This is a genomic window from Aliivibrio sp. S2TY2 (assembly GCF_028765525.1).
Classification (GTDB): Bacteria; Pseudomonadota; Gammaproteobacteria; order Enterobacterales; family Vibrionaceae; genus Aliivibrio; species Aliivibrio finisterrensis_A.
This window is the reverse complement of sequence record NZ_JARACS010000007.1, coordinates 134704-154172: the sequence shown is the minus strand read 5'-3', so window position 1 is coordinate 154172 and position 19469 is coordinate 134704. Positions and strand designations below refer to the sequence as shown.

The window sequence follows — 19469 nt, the reverse complement described above, 5'->3', positions numbered from 1 at the left end:
TCTTCCTGTTCGCTTCAGGTTAAAACTCTTTTAGTATCCAATTTTTAAATTTCTTTATTACGGTTGTGAAAGATTGGTGCTTACTTGGCACATAATCTTCATCGTCATGCAGCTGACTTTCTTTACCGTAATGTAAAAGTCCTACCGCTGTTGCTTGATAAGGTTCTTTTACATAATCAGTTAGGCCCGCAACCTCTAAAGGTTGACCTATCCTAACCTGAGTCTGGAAAACACGCTCAGCGCAATCTACCAAACCTTCAATCTGCGACCCACCACCAGTTAATACGATACCAGCAGCAAGGTGATGCTTTGTTCCTTCAGCGCGTAATTTATCTTGAATTGCAAGAATACGCTGGTTTACAAGGCCTAGCAGTTCAGAATACCTCGGTTCGATAACTTCCGCTAGCATTCTTCGCTGTAAACTTCTTGATGGTCGACCACCAACACTTGGAACATTGACCGTTTCATCACGATTAATGTGCTCACTAATGGCACAACCGTATTTAACTTTTAATTTTTCAGCATCGTTAAAAGGCGTACCAAAAGCATAAGCAATATCACTGGTTACTGCGTTACCGGCATAAGGAAGTACTTCAGCATGGCGCAATGAGCCATCAGTCCAAATGGCAATATCCATCGTACCTGCACCAATATCAACAACACAAACCCCAAGATCACGCTCATCTTCGGTAATAACAGCATTACTTGATGCTAATCCTGAGAATATAACATGCTCAACTTTCAAGCCACAACGCTCTACTGCTTTTACGATGTTACGCGCCATATCATTATGACAAGTAATAAGGTGAACACTTACTTCCATTCTCATTCCCGATAATCCAATAGGATTTCGAATGCCTTTTTGCACATCAATAGAGAACTCTTGAGGTATCACATGCAAGGTGCGTTGTTCATCACCAATCTTTACTGATTTTGCTGTATGAATAACACTGTCCATGTCATCTTGAGTTACTTCTTCTTCAGAAATAGACCCCATTCCTTTCTCTATTTGGCTGGCTATATGCTTACCAGATAAAGAAATAAACACGGAGGTAATGGTGCATTCAGCCATCAATTCGGCTTGATCAATCGCTCTTTGAACCGATTTGACTACCGATTCAAGATCGTTCACACCACCTTTATCCATTCCTCTTGAGGGACATGAACCAGAGCCAATAACGCTCACTTGGCCATCAGGTAAAACTTCACCAACTAACGCTGATACTTTGTTTGTACCGATATCTAAACCAACAATAATACTGCCTTCTGGCGTTTTACTCATGTCAATTCTCTTCTTTAATCTTCAACATCATCAGGCTTCCACCCAACGGCAGCACCTGTATCGTAACGAAGATCTATATAATCTATCGAATTCTTTTTATTTGTTAATTGCTTATATAGAGCAACAAAACGATTGACTCTTTCTTCTCTGGCATCACGACCAAGCTCTAGTCGTATACCGTTATCTAAAACAACTTGCCAAGACAATCTGTCTGTCAATGCGACGCTGCGAACCGTAATATTTAACGGGGCAAATTGCTTTTGTAACTGATGCCAAAAGGCAAGCACTTCTTTACTGCTCGTTTCTGGTCCAAATAAAGCGGGTTTTGGCTCTAATAAATCGCTCATTGGCGCATTAAATACAACGCCCTCAGGATTAACAATAACGCTGTTATTCCAAGTTGCTTCAGGTTGGTGCTCAACAACGAACACTTTAATCGTTTCAGGCCACTGCTTACGAACAGAAACTTGGGCGATCCAAGGCAAAGACAATAATGCATCTTGCAATTTATTCACATCTTGGGTCATAAACGTCCCAATAGAATCCATTGAATCAATGGCTTCTCGAATATCATCTGCCGTAATGTGTTTTAATTGACCTTGAATAATCATATGAGATAAAGGCAATCTGTCTTCATCTGTCATCCAACTCACTGTTGAGATAACAAGCCATAATGAAATAATTACGACTAAAGAAAGAAAGAGCCCACCAGGAAGGTGTTTTCTTAATTTTTCTTTATCAAATGAAGTATTCATTTTGATCGTCTTAATCATATTCTTTCACAACAGAGCCAATATATAACGCCATCTACAATAAACTAAACCAATTTATTATACTTTAATGGCGATAAAACAAATTTCATCTAATAAGTATAGGGCTCAAAGTCCCTCTATCCCAACTTCTAATAGGATATTATTAATACAATAAGGATTCTATCTCATTATTCGTATTTTTATTAGAAGTTCTAACTAATTAAACAATAATTATCCAAACTCACGCATAGTTTCAATATTTAATTTCATTGAAGCTAATTGCTTTGCTAATTTACCTACATCTCCAGCACCTTGAGTAAGCACGAGATCACCTTCTTGGATCACATTTGCCAACACTGGAGGTAATGCATCAATATTTGGTACAAAGATAGGATCAATTTTTCCTCGACCACGAATGGTTCGGCACAGTGATCTTCCATCTGCCCCTGCTATTGGGGTTTCACCAGCAGAATACACATCAAGCATGATTAATACGTCAACATTATCCAATACATTGGCAAAATCATCATATAAATCACGAGTTCGGCTATAACGGTGCGGTTGAAAAATCATAACAAGGCGCTTTTCAGCCCAGCCAGCACGCGCTGCTTTAATCGTTACATCAACTTCTGTCGGATGGTGACCATAATCATCCACTAACATTGCCGAGCCATTACCTGTTTCGAACTCTCCAAGTTGGTCAAAACGACGCCCTGCACCTTCGAAGTTTAAAAGTGCAGATAGAATCGCTTCATCTTCTACTTCTTCTTCTGTTGCTACGGCAATAGCTGCGGTTGCATTCAGCGCATTATGCTTACCTGGAATGTTTAAAATAATATCTAAATCAGTACGATCTTTTCTCTGTACCGTAAAGAAACTCTGCTGACCAACTTGACGATAATTAATTAAACGCACATCAGCATCTTCTGAAAAACCATAGGTAATCACTTGACGACTGACTCGCGGTAATAACTCTCTAACCACATTATCGTCAATGCACATTACCGCTTGACCATAGAATGGTAAGTTATGAAGAAAATCAATAAACGTTTGTTTTAATACTTCAAAGTCACCACCATAAGTATCCATGTGGTCAGCTTCAATATTGGTAACAATACTTACCATAGGTTGTAAGTGTAAGAATGACGCGTCACTCTCATCCGCTTCTGCAATTAAGAATCGACTAGAACCTAAGCGTGCATTTGTACCTGCATTTTTCACCAAGCCGCCATTTACAAACGTTGGATCTAACCCTGCTTCTGAATAAATCTGCGTGGTTAATGCTGTTGTTGTCGTTTTTCCGTGCGTACCTGCAACCGCAATACCGTGACGGTAGCGCATAAGTTCCGCTAACATTTCAGCACGACGGATAACAGGGATACGATGTTCTTTTGCTGCAACAATTTCAGGGTTCGTTGGATCAATTGCTGTAGATACAACCACTACACTGGCTTTTTCTACATTACTTGCTTGATGTCCAAAAAAGATCGTCGCTCCTTTTTGAGCTAGACGAACCGTAACTGTATTCTCAGCCATATCTGAACCGCTAATGTTATAGCCTTCGTTTAGAAGTACTTCAGCAATACCACTCATGCCCGCACCGCCAATGCCGACAAAGTGAATGCATTCAACTCGGCGCATTTCAGGGATCATGGTTCTAATTTCAGCTAATTGCAGTTTCTGATCTTTTATCATTCTAAATCTCAATTCTTTTATTTTGCGAGGTCTTTAATCGCATTGGCAACACGTACATCGGCGTCAATAATCGCAGCCTTACGTGCATTACATGCCATTTCTACTAATTCTTTTCGTTCTAAACCGTTCAGTGTATCAACCAAACCTTGAACTGTTAAATCTTGTTGTTCAATCATTTGCGCTGCGCCACACTGTACGAGATGATCTGCGTTTAATGCTTGTTGGCGATCTTTATGCATAAAAGGAATAAATACAGAACCAACCCCAGCTGCCGAAACTTCAGATACCGTTAATGCACCCGAACGACAAACTAATACATCAGCCCATGCGTAAGCTTCTGCTACATCATCAATGAACTCTGTCACTTTAGCATCTGAAATACCGCTATCCTTATAAGCTTGATTTACAGTTTCTTGATTACCTTTACCTGCTTGATGCCAAATTTCAATAGCATGATTTAGCTGGGGTAACGCTTCTGGTAAGGTTGTATTTAGAATGCGAGCACCTTGACTTCCCCCCATCACTAACAAACGAATAGGGCCAGATCGCTCTGCAAATCTTTCTTTTGGATGAGGCAATTGGCATACATCTTCACGTACAGGATTTCCGACGACCTCAGCATTTGGGAATGCTCCTGGAAACGCCTGAAAAACCCGTTTTGCAATTTTAGATAACCATTGATTGGTTAACCCTGCAACGGCATTTTGTTCATGCAATACCACTGGAATGCCAGATAACCATGCAGCAATACCACCTGGTCCACTTACATAGCCACCCATGCCAAGAACAACATCAGGCTGCCACGCTTTAATGTGTTTTTTTGCTTGAGAAATTGCACCTAAAATCTGAAACGGTGCGGCAAGCAATTTTTTTATACCTTGCCCACGCAACCCTTTTACTTTAATAAAGTCGATTTCAATACCATGTTTTGGTACTAAATCCGCCTCCATTCTGTCTTCTGTTCCTAGCCAACGAATTTCCCAACCTTCACTTTGAAGTTGCTTCGCTACGGCTAAACCAGGAAACACGTGCCCACCAGTCCCACCAGCCATCACTAATAAACGTTTATTTTTGTTCTTCATTTTCGCTCCGTGGAGGCTCGTTTTCTAAAAAGACCCGACATTCATGATCAATTCGAATAAGCAGCGACACCGCTATCGACATAATAATTAAACTGGAACCACCATAACTGATGAGTGGCAACGTTAACCCTTTGGTTGGAACAATACCCGCCGCTGCACCTACGTTTACCAAAGTCTGGAAAGCAAACCAAATACCAATACCAAAAGCTAAGAATCCACCAAAACGCTGGTCATGCTGCAAGCATTTACGTCCAATAACTAACGCTTTTAGTACTAACGCAAAAATTAATACTAAAACAAGAGTAACACCTACAAACCCTAATTCTTCTGCAATAACCGCAAAAACAAAGTCAGTATGCGCTTCTGGTAAGTACTCTAGCTTCTGAATTGAGTTACCAAGACCTTCCCCAAACCAACCTCCTCGCCCAAAAGCCATCAGAGATTGAGTCAGCTGATAACCACTACCAAATGGATCTTGCCACGGGTCTAAAAAAGAGGTGACACGACGCATACGATAAGGTTCTGCAATGATCAAAACAATCACTAACGAAATACCACTCATTACAAGTGCGATAAATTGCCATAACTTAGCTCCAGCAATAAATAACATTCCAATGGTAGTAACAAACATTACAATTGTTGTTCCTAAATCAGGTTGCAATAGTAAGAAGAAAGCAAGACCGATAAGAACAACTAAAGGCTTTACAAAGCCTTTAAAGCTATCGCGAACTTCGCCGTGACGACGTACTAAGTAACCAGAGATAAAGACAAATAAAGACAGTTTTGCAACCTCTGCGGGTTGTAAGTTAAAAATGCCTAAAGGCAGCCAACGAGCGGCACCATTTACAGATTTACCCACCACTAAAACAGCGGCCAATAATGCAAATGAAATAAACAGTAGCAACATACTGTATTTCAACCAATCATCCAGTTTAATGCGTAATACTACTGATGAGGCACCAAGCGCTAAACATACAAATAACATATGTCGCATCATAAAATGAAATGGCTGATCCGTTAAACGCGTACTAATAGGAAAAGAGGCTGAACCAACCATTACCAATCCAGTAAGCATCAAACCAAGTGCAATCCAAACCAACTGACGATCAAACATGACTTTAGGTGATGGAGTTAAACACCAGTCTTGAACTGGAGATGCCCATTGTTTAATACGATCAATTATCAAAATTAACTCTCAGCTGAATACTGTTTTGCTAGTTGAGTGAAAGCATCACCTCTAGCCATGAAATTTGCGTACTGATCAAAACTTGCACACGCAGGAGAAAGCATCACCATATCGCCTGCATTTAGTGTTGGAAAAAGGGATGCTAATGCTTCATCCATAGTTTGGAATAAGCCAGAGCGTGGATCTAATGGAATAAATTGGGGACCATCTTCTCCAAAACAATACATCATTAAATCAAGCACTTTTAATACCGGAGAGAGCTCTGAAAAATCAGCACCTTTACCAACGCCACCAACCAATAGGTGCAGCTTTCCATCTATGTTTAAACCAGATAATGCGGCTAACGTACTTGCCACATTGGTCGCCTTTGAATCATTAACCCAACGAATACCGCCATTATCAGCGACAACCTGACATCTATGTGTCAATCCATTGTAAGTTCTTAATGTATCGAGTGTAGATTTAATATTAATGCCCACGGCATCAAGTAAAGCGATAGCGACTAAGGCGTTTGCTATGTTATGTTTTCCAACTAACCCTAATTCACTCGCTGCAATAATTGGCGCTGAGTCTTTTGCCAAATACTCAATGCCATCTTTTTCAATGCAGCCATAATCACCTTGATCAAACCCAAAACTTTTTACTGTTTTTTCAACATCAGGGTAAGTTTGTTTATCGTCACGATTAACAATACCTACCTCTGCATGATCAAAGATACGCAGCTTAGCTTGACGATAATCAGCCATGCCTTGATAGCGGTCCATATGATCTTCAGATAAGTTCAAAAATGCAGCCGCTTTCAGTTTTAATGTAGAGGTTGTTTCAAGTTGGAAGCTCGAAAGCTCAAGAACATAAAGTTCTGCATCTTGCTCTAGTAAATCAAGAGCTGCAAAACCAATATTTCCACCAACGGCTGTTTTTACCCCAGCCGCTTTTGCCATTTCTCCGGTGAGATCAGTCACCGTACTTTTGCCATTAGAACCGGTGATTGCAATAACAGGTGCATTCACAGCCCAAGCAAATAACTCGATGTCACCAACAATTTGAATCCCTTTATCAATCGCAGGTATAAGTTGAGGTGAAGCTAAGGCGATTCCAGGGTTAGTAACAATCAGATCAGCATTAATCAGCCAATCTTGTTGCCACCCTCCTGAATGCAGTTCTACATTTTTAGGCAATTGGTCATGGCCTGGTGGTGTATCACGAGTATCAATCACTTTAATTGTTAACGCTTCAGGCTGTCTCAGTAAATGCTTAACAACAGACAAACCTGTCATGCCTAAGCCAACCACTACAACATTTTTCACACCACCAAAACCACTCATATTAACGTACCTTCAATGTCGCTAATGCGATAAGAACCAATAACATAGAAATAATCCAGAAACGCACAATAACGCGAGGCTCTGGCCAGCCTTTTAACTCATAATGGTGATGGATTGGTGCCATACGGAAGATACGCTGGCCACGTAGTTTATATGAACCTACTTGAAGAATTACCGATAAGGTTTCAACAACGAATACACCACCCATGATAACCAATAGGAACTCTTGACGAACTAACACCGCAATCGTACCTAATGCGCCACCAAGCGCTAATGAACCTACATCGCCCATAAATACTTGTGCTGGGTATGTGTTAAACCATAAGAAACCAAAACCTGCACCAACAATCGCAGCACACACAACCACCAATTCACTTGCTTGTGGGATGTGTGGAATATGTAAGTAATTCGCAAACTGTACATTACCAGTAGCCCATGCAATAAAGGCAAAACCAGCAGCAACGAATACCGTAGGCATGATAGCTAAACCATCAAGACCATCGGTTAAGTTCACCGCATTACTTGTACCCACAATAACAAAATAAGTCAGAAGGATATAAGCAAGGCCAAGTTGAGGCATTATTTCTTTAAAGAAAGGAACCACTAACTGTGTTGCAGCCGTATCTTTACCGTAAGCATATAAAGCAAAAGCAACCACTAACGCAATTGCTGACTGCCAAAAGTACTTCCAACGAGCAATCAAACCATCGGTGTTTTTACGAACAACTTTACGATAGTCATCAACAAAACCAACGGCGCCATAGCCTAACAATACAAACATCACTGCCCATACATAAGGGTTTGTCAGATCTGCCCACAAAAACACAGTCACCGTAATCGCAGTAAGAATCATGATACCGCCCATGGTTGGTGTACCACGTTTACTGAAATGCGATTCAGGACCGTCATCACGTACAACTTGACCGATTTGTAGGTTCTGTAACCATTTAATTAATTTCGGCCCCATCCAAAGAGAAATGGTTAATGCTGTGATAATACTTAAAATGGCTCTAAAGCTTAAATATTCAAATAGGCGGAAAAATGGAAAATATTGCTCTAGAAAATTGGATAACCAAATAATCATTATTGACACTCCTTAAGAGCAGAAACCACTTCGCTCATTCGTGAACTGTTGGCACCTTTAACTAGCACGGTAACCTCATTATGTTTAATAGATTGTAATTCTTTAAGTAAGTAGGCGTTCAAATCAGAACGCGTTTCAAAATGGCGGCCATTACATAGCTCACTGATCACTTTTGTGTCATCACCAAATGTCACTACTTGCTCAAATTGATATGGGGCAGCATATTCCCCAACTTCACGATGAAGTGCAAGGCTTTCTTCACCTAGCTCTGCCATATTACCTAAAACAAGCCAACGCTGGCCTTCGAACCCACCCAGTAAATCCACTGCAGCCTTCATTGCTGGAACACTGGCATTGTAAGTATCATCAATAACCTTCAAACCAGAGCCTAACGTTTCAACGGCTACGCGCCCTTTTACGCTACCCAACTGTTGTAGTCCTTGTTGAATATCATCTAGTGACACGTTAGCTTGAGTAGCTAAAGCCGCAGCAGCAACTGCATTGACTACATTATGCTTGCCAATAATGCCTAAAGAAACCTGAGTACTTCCTTGAGGTGTATTGATTTGAAAGCTTGGTTCACCCATGCCATTTATTTCAATATTTGAAGCATAAAAATCGGCACTAGAGTTACTCATAGCAAAACTAACGACTTGTTTACCTTCAAATAGCGAAGACCATTTTGGTAGGCCATTGCTATCTAAATTATAAATAGCGGTTCCGTTTTCTTGTAGCCCTTCAAAAATCTCACCCTTTGCTTTCGCTACCCCTTCAATTGAACCAAACCCTTCTAAATGCGCTGCCGCGATATTATTAACCAGAGCAACATTGGGTTGAGCTAATTGAGTTGTGTATGAGATTTCATTTTGATGATTTGCACCCAATTCGATAACGGCAAAATCATTACTTGGTTGAGAACGTAATAACGTTAACGGAACGCCGATCTCATTATTAAAGTTTCCAGCGGTTGCCAACACCTCACCAGTGCGAGTCAAAATAGAAGCGAGCATCTCTTTTACTGTGGTTTTGCCACAACTGCCTGTTAAGGCAAACGTAAAAGTATGACAAACCTGATGTACGTGTTTCGCCATTAAGCCTAGCGCTTTTTGCGTATCAGAAACAATCACCTGAGGAAGTGATGTATCAACTTCTTTTGATACAAGAAGCGCGGTGGAACCTTGCTCTTGTACTGCGGGAATAAAATCATGAGCATCAAAGCGTTCACCGATAAGAGCAACAAAAAGCCCTTGAGCCTCAATATGTCGGCTGTCTGTTGATACTGATGATATTTGACAATCCGTCCCAACTAAATGTCCATCACACGCTTTTGCTATTTCACTAAGTAACATCGTTATCATGCTTGTAACCCTAATAATTTTTGTGCCGTTTCACGATCTGAGTAATGAACGGTCTTATCGGCTAACACCTGATAATCTTCGTGACCTTTACCTGCGAGTAAAATGATATCGCTTTCATTCGCTTGAGATAGTGCGAACTGACAGGCTTCAAAACGATCATGAATAACATGTGCTGATTCTGGTGTTTTTAACCCAGCTAACATGTCATTAGTAATTAAACTCGGATCTTCTGAACGAGGGTTATCATCACTAAGAATAACCACATCCGCTTGTTTCTCAGCAATACTTGCCATCATTGGTCGTTTACCAGTATCTCTATCGCCACCACAGCCGAAAATACACCACAACTTACCTTCGCAGTGAACACGTAATGCTTGCAACGCTTTATCTAAAGCATCAGGCGTATGCGCGTAATCCACTACGACTTTGGCTTTATTATCTGCAGTAAACAGTTCCATTCTGCCAATAACCGCATTCAACTGAGGTGCTGTTTGAGCTAAAGCATTGATGTCATAACCAAGAGAAAGAAGTGTAGCGAAAGCAACGAGAATATTGCTTGCGTTAAATGCTCCAATTAAAGGCACTGAAAAAGCAACATTTCCCCAATCTGAAGAAACGGAAAGTTGAATGCCTTCGGTTGAATAAACAACCGATGTCGCAAATACCTTCTTACCAGAATGAAAAGATAGGCTTTCTTCATTTAAAGAAACGGCGACGGCATGAGGCATCTCTTTTAGCCATTGGCAACCCACTTGATCATCCGCATTGATGATTGAGTGTTTTGGTCTATGAGAAGTAAATAATAACTTTTTAGCTTCAGCATAATTTGCCATATCACCATGGTAATCAAGATGGTCACGGCTTAAGTTCGTAAATACGGCAGCATCAAAAGATAACGCATTAACACGCCCTTGAACTAAACCATGAGACGACACTTCTAATGCCGTCAGTTTAGCTCCGATATTTTCAAGCTCAGTCAGCGTTTGTTGGATTTCAATTGGACTACCTGTTGTATTCAAGGCAGGTTTAAGGTCCGACAATAAACCATTACCCGTAGTCCCCATCACAGCAGCTGGTCGATTTAATAAAGTCGTCCATTGCGCAATGATCTGAGAAATCGTCGTTTTACCATTAGTACCTGTAATACCGACGAGTTGCATGCTTCTCTTATCCGCTTGATAAAAAGCTCCTGCAATCGCACTTAACTTCGTATAAAGAGAATCAATATAGACAACAACAGCGTTATCAATAATCTTTACTGTACCAGTAATATTCTCTTCATCCGCGTCAGCAATAACCGCAACAGCACCTTGTTCAATTGCTGATGAAATAAATTGGCGACCATCCACTGCATGGCCTTTAATTGCTACAAATAAACAGCCAGGAGATACTTGGCGACTGTCCAATGTCATAGATGAAATTGCCACAGATTGATTTAACTCGCACCACGGCAACAGTAATTCAGATAACTGCATCATCACTTTCCTAATTCAATACATCGATATGTTTTACGGTACTTTCATCTGGCGCTACATTTAAAATTTGTAGTGCATCTTTCATTACTTGACCAAAGATCGGTGCCGCAACTTGACCAGCATAATACTCATCACCCTGCGGTTGGTTTACGATAGTGACGAGAGCGATTCGAGGGTTGCTTACTGGTGCTACACCCGCTGTCACCGTCATGTATTCATCACTGTAACCACCACGAACTGCTTTTCGTGAAGTACCTGTTTTTGCTGCAACTCGATATCCAGGAACAGCAGCTCTTGTTGCTGTGCCTCCTGGTTGAGTTACGGTTTCCATCATCTCTAATACGGCTTTCGCATGTTGACGGTTAACCACTTGCTTACCCGGAGTTGGACCGGTTGTTTTCAAAATTGAAAGCGGTCTATATTCGCCATAAGCACCTAATGTTGCATAGGCGTGTGCTAACTGAATTGGCGTAACAGAAAGACCATAGCCAAACGCTAGCGTCGCAATTTCAAAATCAGACCAACGACGACGGTCAGGGAAAATACCGGTAGCTTCACCGATTAAATTTAAACCAGATGGATCAGCAAGACCAACCGCCGCATACTCGGCTAATAATTCTTGTAATGGCATTCCCAACGCTAAATGCGCAACACCGATGTTACTTGATTTCTTCAAAATAGTGGTTAAATCCGCTTTACCCACTTTCGAGCTATCACGAACACGACTGCCGCCAATACGCATGATGCCATTGCCGGTATCAATGACCGTATCTAAGTTCGCTGTTCCACCATCTAAAGCGGCTAATACTACAAAAGGTTTTACCGTAGAGCCTGGTTCTAACGTATCGGTAATAACACGGTTACGCATTCTAAAGCTTTGTAACTGTTCACGATTATTCGGGTTGTAAGATGGTGCATTTACCATTGCAAGTACTTCACCCGTCTTAATATCGATCATAACAACTGAGCCAGACATTGCTCTAAAGTCAGATACCGCTTGTTTAATTGCGCGATAAGCTATCGCTTGTAAACGCTGATCGATACTTAGGGTTAATGGTTTACCTTCTTGCTTCTCTTTTAGAGAAATATTTTCAACCACGCGACCATAACGGTCTTTACGTACGGTTCTACGACCCGGTTCTCCCGTTAGCCAGCCATCATAACTGCGCTCTACCCCTTCCAAACCATGACTATCAATACCTGTTACACCAATAACATGCGCACTGATCTCACCACTTGGGTAATAACGACGTGATTCTGCTTTTAAGCCGATACCCGCTAATTTTAATTTACGAATATAAGCGGCAACCGCTGGAGATATTTGACGTTGAAGATAAATAAAACGACGTTTTTTGTTCTTCTCTATCTTAGATAATAATTCTTTTCGTTTTAGTCCTAAGACATCAGCAAGCGCATACCAACGCTCTACTTCAACTAAGCCACCAGCTTTATAAATTGCGACAGGATCAGCCCAAACCGCATCAACAGGAACACTTACAGCAAGCTGTTCATCATTACGATCTGAAATGATGCCACGAGCAGAAGGAAGGGCTTTAACACGAATAGAACGCATATCCCCTTGTTTAATAAGGTTATCTGGCTCAATCACTTGAATATAAGCTGCGCGGGCAATTAAGATTGCTAAAGCAAGAAAAACAAAGAAAACAATAACGCCAAAGCGCCACTGAATGAGAGTCGGCGGCGCTTTGGTTATGCGTTTATTATTTTTTTTTCTATTTGGTAATTTCATCGTAGTTTTATTATGACTTCTTTATCTGGCGCAGGGCGTTCCATATTCAGCTCCTCTACAGAGCGAGACTGAACTCGACTGTGCTCTGCAAGTGCACTTTCTTCTAAAATCAAATTACGCCATTCACCATCTAAAATATCTTTTTCAAGCAGCAAATTCTCTCTTTGTACTGCCATTTGACGGGTATTATGTGTTGCTAATACAACGCCTATCGCACTAATAAATATAAAGATTAATAGAATTGCATGAAGACGACCTACACCCAAAAGGTCTAGGCCAATCATCTTTGTTAAGCTAGATTGTGGAGGAGTTGATTGACTCATAAACGCTCAGCAATACGTAATACAGAGCTGCGAGAGCGAACATTTACATCCACTTCGCTTTTCGTTGGTTTAATCGCTTTACCAACCGCCTTCATTTTCGCGCTACCTAATGCTTTAATTTGCTCTTCAGTTAGTGGCAAACCATGAGGCACTTGAGGGCCTTTACTCTCTTTACGAATAAAATGCTTCACCATACGATCTTCAAGAGAGTGGAAACTGATCACCGATAAGCGTCCTTCTGGAGCGAGTACGTCTAATGCCCCTTTTAACGCAGTATCAATCTCATCTAATTCACTATTGATGTAAATTCGGAACGCTTGGAATGTACGTGTTGCAGGGTGTTTTTTCTCTTTGAAACTCTTAGGCGCAACCTCTGAGATCAATTTAGCTAATTGACTCGTACGTGTTAATGGTTCATTTTCTTCGTTTTCACGATAAGCAACGATGCCTTTAGCAATGCGCCATGCATGCTTGTCTTCGCCAAACTCACGAATAACCCATGTAATATCTTCAACATCAGCATCCAATAACCATTCAGATACTGGCATACCTGAGGTCGGATCCATTCGCATATCCAAAGGGCCATCTTTCATAAAACTGAAGCCACGATCGGCATCATCTAATTGCGGTGATGACACCCCTAAATCCAACAATACACCATCAATTTTTCCAACAAGATCAAGCTCTTCAGCATACTGTTTCAGGCCAGAGAAAGGTCCATGAATAATAGTAAACTTTGGATCCGTAATGGTTTTTGCTTCTGCGATGGCTTGAGGATCACGGTCAATACTGTACAAGCGGCCATTCTCACCCAGTTTTGATAAGATTTGACGGCTATGGCCTCCACGACCAAACGTACCATCGATATAGATACCATCAGGCTTGATAGCTAAGCCATCAATTGATTCATGAAGAAGAACGGATACGTGTTGGAATTGTTCAGACATAGTGAGTATTTACTACCGTGATTATGAAATAAGCGACTGAATTTTAGTTAGAAGTGTAAACTAAAAATACAGGGATGTGTGTCAAATTAGTGATAATTCTAAACCAATGTTGCAGAAAGCACAAAGCCCACCATAACACTACCGAAATAGTACTATGGTGGGCTAAGTTAGGAGCCGACATATAAGCCGGGTTCTGTCCCGCTTGCGCGGTGGTAACCATTCGTCTAGGCCTGCAATCGCTCACAGGCTCAAGCAATCTACCCGCCCCCAAACACGAGCAATGCTATGTGAGGGCCTATTTGATCTTGCTCCGGGTGGAGTTTACCTTGCAACGCACTATTACTAGACGCCCGGTGCGCTCTTACCGCACCCTTTCACCCTTACCTGTGCTTACTTCCTATCCCGAAGAATAAAGAAGATTAAGCCATCGGCGGTTTTCTCTCTGCTGCACTTGTCGTAGGCTTGCGCCCCCCAGGCGTTACCTGGCACCCTGCTCTATGGAGCCCGGACTTTCCTCCCCTCCATCAGTCTCCCGAAGGACATCAATGAAGCAGCGATTACCGAGTCAGCTCCTGAAGCGAATGATATAAGAGTCAGTAATAACTTACCACCCCTTTTTCACAATTCTCTTAATCTAAATGCTCTAAACCCCATTTATACAGTGCATTTTTCTTCACACCGTGAATTTCAGCGGCCATTGCTGCTGCTTTTTTAAGCGGAAGTTCTTTTACAAGAATAGATACAGAACGTGTTGCCTCAAATGGCAATTCATCTTTAACTTCACTTCTGAAGCCATGGATCAATAAAACCATCTCTCCACGCTTACGGTTATCGTCTTCTTTTATCCATTCAATTAGCTCACCTAATGGCGCGCCATAAATGGTTTCATAGGTTTTAGTTAGCTCACGAGCTAAAACCACTTGTCTTTCTGGCCCAAGAACCGTCAGCATATCTTCTAAAGAATCCATGATACGATGAGGAGATTCATAAAAAATACACGTACGTTCTGCTTGTGCTATTTCTTCAAACTTATCGCGACGCCCTTTACTTTTCGGAGGCAAAAAGCCTTCAAAACTGAAACGGTCAGAAGGTAAACCCGCCGCTGACAGTGCCGTAATCACCGCACATGCACCAGGTAACGGCACAACATTGACGTTCGCTTGACGACAACGGTTCACTAAATGGTATCCTGGATCACTAATTAACGGCGTTCCCGCATCTGAGACAAGTGCAATAGATTGACCTTGTTGTAATTTACTGATCAACAAGTCTGCTTTATGCTGTTCGTTATGATCATGTAGCGCAAATGTTTGACTAGAAATACCAAAGTGAGACAATAACTTGCCTGTATGGCGAGTATCTTCAGCGGCAATTAAGTCAACGGATTTTAACACTTCTAAAGCACGTTGCGTTATGTCGCCTAAATTACCGATTGGGGTAGGAACAATGTACAAAGTTGCAGTCTCTACCACAGATAAATTGTGTTCTGTCATTTGTTTACTATCTCTTCTGCGATTAATATAGGGAATATAGATAGACACCACTATAATCAAAATAATATTTTAGCTGTTCGGGTGATTCGCATCCATAGTAAAAACAGCCCTTTTAAGTAGGACCAGTATATTACCCATGGCAAATATGACCCTTAGAAAGAACAGTGTAACACGCCTGATTGCTCCTGTAGCCCTTGCTCTAACATTAGCAGCTTGTTCGAGTTCACCAAAAGCACCTGAACGTCTTGATATTACTCAAGCGCCAGTAGAAACCAGCTCTGCTTATATTTTAAAAGCCGATCAGCAACAAGGTACTCTTCAGGCTGATTTTTTAATCATGGCTTTAAAGGCATCTGTACAAGAACAAAATTTTGCACTTGCAACTAACCTATTAACACGACTCAAAGGTTTGCAATTATCACCAACTCAAACGGCCGAAATGCAGCTTAATCATGCAAAAATGCTAAAATCACAAAATAAATTTGATGAGGCTCTGCAAGTTCTGAATTTCGAAGCTTGGTGGAAAATTGAAGACAGCCAATGGGTTGAATACTACCAATTACGTTATGAGCTTCACCTATTTAATGGTGATAACCTCAATGCAGCAAGAGAATTAATTTCCCTTAATGCCTATACACCTGAAGACCAAAAACAACAACTTTGGTCCCAAGTGTGGACAAGTATTTCTTCATTTAACAGCACAAACCTTCAAGATATTAAATTAGATGAAAGTGAAACGACTCTTCACGGTTGGGTGCAATTAGCCACTTATTTAGACACACTAAAGCATTCACCAACACGATTACAAGAAGCCTTGAATGAATGGCTGCAAGCAAATCCAACACATCCTGCTGCGACTTATACACCACAAGAAGTGCTTGATATTCTAGCTCTCGAAATTGTTCGTCCTGATAACGTTGCTTTACTATTACCTTTAAGTGGCCGCTTTGGACCACAAGCCATACGCGTTCGTGATGGCTTTATAAATGGCATGATGGAAGATAAAGAACGTGGTGAGTTTACTAAATTTAAAGTAATTGATACAGGATCGGCTTCTATGGAAGAGATCATGGCGACGTTAACTCAAGAAGATATCCAATTTGTGGTTGGCCCTCTTCTGCGTAGTAAAATTGAAGAATTCCAATCATTAAATGAAACAAATATCGCTCAATTAGCGCTAAACATTCCCACAGAAGTAAATCCTGAGGAAAACAGCTGTTACTTTACGCTTTCTCCAGAACAAGAAGCAGAACAAGCTGCTATCCACCTATTTGAACAAGGACATAAACACCCCTTATTTCTTGCCCCACAAGGCACAATGGGTGAGCGTTTAAGCCAAGCCTTCAGCGATAAATGGTACCAATTAACGGCTAAGAAACCATCAATTAGCTATTTTGGTAAAAAGTCGCAATTACAACAAAAAGTAAACAGTGTGTTTGGTATTGAAAGCAGCCAAGCACGTATCTATCAAATGAACGCACTGGCTAAGATGGAGTTGGAATCACAACCTCGTAGCCGTCGTGATATTGATGCGGTTTACATGGTCGCAAAAAGCAGTGAATTAGTGCTTCTAAAGCCTTTCATCGATGTTGCGATTAACCCGGGGATCACACCACCTAAGCTATATGCAAGTTCTCGCAGTAACAGCGGTCGTCAAACTAAACTTGTCGAAATCAAAGGCATTGAATTTAGTGATATTCCATTACTGATAAAAGAAGACCATAAGTTCAAAGCGCAATACGATGAACTATGGCCAAAAAGCAGTAATGGTGAAACACGTCTTCATGCGTTAGGTATGGATGCTTATCAACTAATCGCTGAGCTACCACAAATGAAAGCGGTCGATAACTACCATATGCAAGGCAAAACGGGTGAACTCAGTATTAACCAACAGTGTGTTATTCAACGAGAAATGAGCTGGGCTATTCATGGAGAAGAAACAGAATAAGCGCGCTAAGGGTGAATATTATGAGTTGATGGCTAAACGTTATTTAGAACAACATCAACTCATCTTCATTCAACGCAATTTCCACTCTAAAACTGGAGAGCTCGATCTCATCATGCGAGATCGAGACACTTTCGTATTTGTAGAAGTAAAATATCGCACCACTTCAAATTACGGTTCTGCGCAAGAAATGGTAACATGGCAGAAACAGCGCAAATTACAACGAACCGCTCTCTTTTGGCTCATGAAAAATGGGCTCTCTGTTGAACATACATCTTTTAGATTTGATGTAGTTGCTATCCACTCTCAAGGTCAGGAAATCAACTGGATCAAAAATGCAATTGTTGAAGGGTAAACAATGCTAGAAAACATTAAAGAAAGCTTTACCGAAAGCATCCAAATCCAAATCGCAGCAGCGGAAGCGCTTCCTGATCACATCATGCATGCCTCTCAAGCCATGGTGGCAACCCTATTAAATGGCAACAAAATTTTATGCTGTGGTAATGGTGGGTCAGCGTCTAACGCTCAACAGTTTGCTTCATGTTTATTAAACCGTTTTGAAACTGAACGCCCAAGCCTACCAGCAATGGCACTAACGGCTGACACTTCAACGCTGACAGCAATTGCAAATGACTACAATTATGATGAAATTTTCTCTAAACAAGTAAGAGCCCTAGGCCAACCTGGAGATATATTGCTTGCTATCTCCACCAGTGGAAACAGTCAAGATATTCTAAAAGCAATGGAAGCTGCGGTAAGCCGTGATATGACCATCATTGCGTTAACTGGGATGGATGGTGGTGTGATGGCTGGTCTATTAGGTGAATCTGATGTTGAGATTAGAATTCCATCTCACCGTGTCGCACGCATTCAAGAGGTTCACCTTTTAACCTTACATTGTATTTGTGATTTGGTTGATCAGGTTCTTTTCCCACAGCATTCTGAGTAATTATAGATGAAGTTAATTAAATTAAGCGCATTGCTCCTTTCTGCCGTCTTACTTCAAGGCTGTGCCGGTTTATTCATTGCAGGAGCGGCAACTACAGCTTCAGTAGTGACAGACAATAGAACAATGAAAGAGCAATTGACGGATAAGAATATTTCATTAGAAGCAACAGGCTTAGCCAACAAGGCTCCTTATCAATATAATATGCGAGTCAGTGCCGTAACCTATAACGGAAAAACCCTTTTAATGGGGCAGGCGAAAAATAATCAACTTAATCAAGATTTTGAAAAACAAATTAAAAGCTTAAATGGTGTTAATACCGTTTATAATCAAATCCGTGTTCGTCCTTTATTAACCTTTACTCAAATAAATAACGATAGCTGGATAACCACAAAAGTGAAATCTTCACTTCTCGCAAAATCAGAGCTAAATGGAATAAAGATCAGTGTCTTCACTGAAGCTCAAGAGGTCTTTCTTGTTGGGTTTGTGACTGAAGAACAGGGAAATATTGCAGCAGAAGTTGCTCGTAATATCAAAGGGGTTAAAGAGGTAATTAAAGCCTTTGAATACGGCCAAGGTGGCAGTGTAGAAAAAGAGTAATTATTATACCAATCGTAGTAAATAACAGATCATCCTAGCTGGTTAAAACTCTCGATAACTGCGTTGAAATTTTTGATTGTAGAATAACTACTTATCAAAAAATTTCGCCTTGTTCTCAAGCATTTTACCTTCGCTATTATTGTTCTCTTACTTACTGTCATTGGTATCATATAGTTCAATAACAAAAAGCCTGCAATCTATGCAGGCTTTTTTAATTTAAAGCTGT

17 protein-coding genes and 1 other RNA gene are annotated in these 19469 nt (G+C 40.9%); 4 read left to right on the top strand and 14 right to left on the bottom strand.

Going from position 1 to position 19469, the window contains the following annotated elements:
• Positions 1-19 precede the first annotated feature (19 nt).
• The 14 genes from ftsA to rsmI form a co-directional block, all read right to left on the bottom strand.
• Positions 20-1282 carry a cell division protein FtsA gene (gene ftsA / locus PVK63_RS12700; RefSeq protein WP_130043975.1) on the bottom strand — a complete coding sequence of 421 codons (1263 nt, stop codon included), beginning with the start codon at positions 1280-1282 and terminating at the stop codon, positions 20-22.
• A 14-nt stretch (positions 1283-1296) separates the two neighbouring features.
• Positions 1297-2037: a cell division protein FtsQ/DivIB gene (locus PVK63_RS12695; RefSeq protein ID WP_242504741.1), complete on the bottom strand. Its 741-nt coding sequence runs from the start codon at positions 2035-2037 to the stop codon at positions 1297-1299.
• Between the two features lie 228 nt (positions 2038-2265).
• Complete coding sequence (gene murC, locus PVK63_RS12690) at positions 2266-3729, bottom strand: UDP-N-acetylmuramate--L-alanine ligase (protein WP_130047125.1); 1464 nt, start codon at positions 3727-3729, stop codon at positions 2266-2268.
• 17 nt (positions 3730-3746) lie between these two features.
• A complete protein-coding gene (gene murG / locus PVK63_RS12685; RefSeq protein ID WP_274440513.1) occupies positions 3747-4811 on the bottom strand; it encodes an undecaprenyldiphospho-muramoylpentapeptide beta-N-acetylglucosaminyltransferase in 1065 nt (354 codons plus the stop codon).
• Entirely contained in the window at positions 4795-5997 is a 1203-nt protein-coding gene (gene ftsW, locus PVK63_RS12680) for a cell division protein FtsW (protein WP_274440514.1), read from the bottom strand. Before ftsW ends, murG begins: the two co-directional genes overlap by 17 nt.
• A gap of 2 nt (positions 5998-5999) precedes the next feature.
• On the bottom strand, positions 6000-7322 hold the full coding sequence (murD, locus tag PVK63_RS12675; RefSeq protein ID WP_274440515.1) for a UDP-N-acetylmuramoyl-L-alanine--D-glutamate ligase: 1323 nt from the start codon (positions 7320-7322) through the stop codon (positions 6000-6002).
• A gap of 1 nt (position 7323) precedes the next feature.
• Positions 7324-8406: a phospho-N-acetylmuramoyl-pentapeptide-transferase gene (mraY, locus tag PVK63_RS12670; RefSeq protein ID WP_130043969.1), complete on the bottom strand. Its 1083-nt coding sequence runs from the start codon at positions 8404-8406 to the stop codon at positions 7324-7326.
• Positions 8406-9764: a UDP-N-acetylmuramoyl-tripeptide--D-alanyl-D-alanine ligase gene (locus PVK63_RS12665; RefSeq protein ID WP_274440516.1), complete on the bottom strand. Its 1359-nt coding sequence runs from the start codon at positions 9762-9764 to the stop codon at positions 8406-8408. Before PVK63_RS12665 ends, mraY begins: the two co-directional genes overlap by 1 nt.
• On the bottom strand, positions 9761-11242 hold the full coding sequence (murE, locus tag PVK63_RS12660) for a UDP-N-acetylmuramoyl-L-alanyl-D-glutamate--2,6-diaminopimelate ligase (protein ID WP_274440517.1): 1482 nt from the start codon (positions 11240-11242) through the stop codon (positions 9761-9763). Before murE ends, PVK63_RS12665 begins: the two co-directional genes overlap by 4 nt.
• Before the next feature lie 7 nt (positions 11243-11249).
• Entirely contained in the window at positions 11250-12989 is a 1740-nt protein-coding gene (locus PVK63_RS12655) for a penicillin-binding transpeptidase domain-containing protein (RefSeq protein WP_130043966.1), read from the bottom strand.
• Positions 12986-13312 (bottom strand): cell division protein FtsL, encoded by a 327-nt coding sequence (gene ftsL, locus PVK63_RS12650; RefSeq protein ID WP_130047132.1) that lies wholly within the window; start codon positions 13310-13312, stop codon positions 12986-12988. The genes PVK63_RS12655 and ftsL overlap by 4 nt, the downstream gene beginning before the upstream one ends.
• Positions 13309-14259, bottom strand: a complete 951-nt coding sequence (rsmH, locus tag PVK63_RS12645) for a 16S rRNA (cytosine(1402)-N(4))-methyltransferase RsmH (RefSeq protein ID WP_130047133.1) — start codon at positions 14257-14259, stop codon at positions 13309-13311. Before rsmH ends, ftsL begins: the two co-directional genes overlap by 4 nt.
• A gap of 166 nt (positions 14260-14425) precedes the next feature.
• An RNA gene (rnpB, locus tag PVK63_RS12640) (RNase P RNA component class A) lies at positions 14426-14832 on the bottom strand.
• A gap of 56 nt (positions 14833-14888) precedes the next feature.
• Positions 14889-15752, bottom strand: coding sequence for a 16S rRNA (cytidine(1402)-2'-O)-methyltransferase (gene rsmI, locus PVK63_RS12635; RefSeq protein ID WP_165371217.1), 864 nt, complete (start codon positions 15750-15752; stop codon positions 14889-14891).
• A gap of 136 nt (positions 15753-15888) precedes the next feature.
• On the opposite strand from rsmI, the gene PVK63_RS12630 reads away from it, so the two are divergent.
• From PVK63_RS12630 to PVK63_RS12615, 4 genes are read left to right on the top strand one after another with little or no spacing between them, the layout of a single operon-like run.
• Positions 15889-17700, top strand: coding sequence for a penicillin-binding protein activator (locus PVK63_RS12630; protein ID WP_130087771.1), 1812 nt, complete (start codon positions 15889-15891; stop codon positions 17698-17700).
• The gene (locus PVK63_RS12625) at positions 17681-18052 is read left to right on the top strand and encodes a YraN family protein (RefSeq protein WP_130043961.1); all 372 of its coding nucleotides are present in this window, start codon (positions 17681-17683) and stop codon (positions 18050-18052) included. Before PVK63_RS12630 ends, PVK63_RS12625 begins: the two co-directional genes overlap by 20 nt.
• A gap of 3 nt (positions 18053-18055) precedes the next feature.
• On the top strand, positions 18056-18646 hold the full coding sequence (locus PVK63_RS12620) for a phosphoheptose isomerase (RefSeq protein WP_130043960.1): 591 nt from the start codon (positions 18056-18058) through the stop codon (positions 18644-18646).
• A 6-nt stretch (positions 18647-18652) separates the two neighbouring features.
• Entirely contained in the window at positions 18653-19243 is a 591-nt protein-coding gene (locus PVK63_RS12615; protein WP_130043959.1) for a BON domain-containing protein, read from the top strand.
• Positions 19244-19469: the final 226 nt, after the last annotated feature.

What these genes read in the sequence shown, in the direction of transcription:
- ftsA (WP_130043975.1), bottom strand. Translation starts at nt 1,282, where the DNA reads ATGAGTAAAACGCCAGAAGGCAGTATTATTGTTGGTTTAGATATCGGT.
- PVK63_RS12695 (WP_242504741.1), bottom strand. Translation starts at nt 2,037, where the DNA reads ATGAATACTTCATTTGATAAAGAAAAATTAAGAAAACACCTTCCTGGT.
- murC (WP_130047125.1), bottom strand. Translation starts at nt 3,729, where the DNA reads ATGATAAAAGATCAGAAACTGCAATTAGCTGAAATTAGAACCATGATC.
- murG (WP_274440513.1), bottom strand. Translation starts at nt 4,811, where the DNA reads ATGAAGAACAAAAATAAACGTTTATTAGTGATGGCTGGTGGGACTGGT.
- murD (WP_274440515.1), bottom strand. Translation starts at nt 7,322, where the DNA reads ATGAGTGGTTTTGGTGGTGTGAAAAATGTTGTAGTGGTTGGCTTAGGC.
- mraY (WP_130043969.1), bottom strand. Translation starts at nt 8,406, where the DNA reads ATGATTATTTGGTTATCCAATTTTCTAGAGCAATATTTTCCATTTTTC.
- PVK63_RS12665 (WP_274440516.1), bottom strand. Translation starts at nt 9,764, where the DNA reads ATGATAACGATGTTACTTAGTGAAATAGCAAAAGCGTGTGATGGACAT.
- murE (WP_274440517.1), bottom strand. Translation starts at nt 11,242, where the DNA reads ATGATGCAGTTATCTGAATTACTGTTGCCGTGGTGCGAGTTAAATCAA.
- PVK63_RS12655 (WP_130043966.1), bottom strand. Translation starts at nt 12,989, where the DNA reads ATGAAATTACCAAATAGAAAAAAAAATAATAAACGCATAACCAAAGCG.
- ftsL (WP_130047132.1), bottom strand. Translation starts at nt 13,312, where the DNA reads ATGAGTCAATCAACTCCTCCACAATCTAGCTTAACAAAGATGATTGGC.
- rsmH (WP_130047133.1), bottom strand. Translation starts at nt 14,259, where the DNA reads ATGTCTGAACAATTCCAACACGTATCCGTTCTTCTTCATGAATCAATT.
- rsmI (WP_165371217.1), bottom strand. Translation starts at nt 15,752, where the DNA reads ATGACAGAACACAATTTATCTGTGGTAGAGACTGCAACTTTGTACATT.
- PVK63_RS12630 (WP_130087771.1), top strand. Translation starts at nt 15,889, where the DNA reads ATGGCAAATATGACCCTTAGAAAGAACAGTGTAACACGCCTGATTGCT.
- PVK63_RS12625 (WP_130043961.1), top strand. Translation starts at nt 17,681, where the DNA reads ATGGAGAAGAAACAGAATAAGCGCGCTAAGGGTGAATATTATGAGTTG.
- PVK63_RS12620 (WP_130043960.1), top strand. Translation starts at nt 18,056, where the DNA reads ATGCTAGAAAACATTAAAGAAAGCTTTACCGAAAGCATCCAAATCCAA.
- PVK63_RS12615 (WP_130043959.1), top strand. Translation starts at nt 18,653, where the DNA reads ATGAAGTTAATTAAATTAAGCGCATTGCTCCTTTCTGCCGTCTTACTT.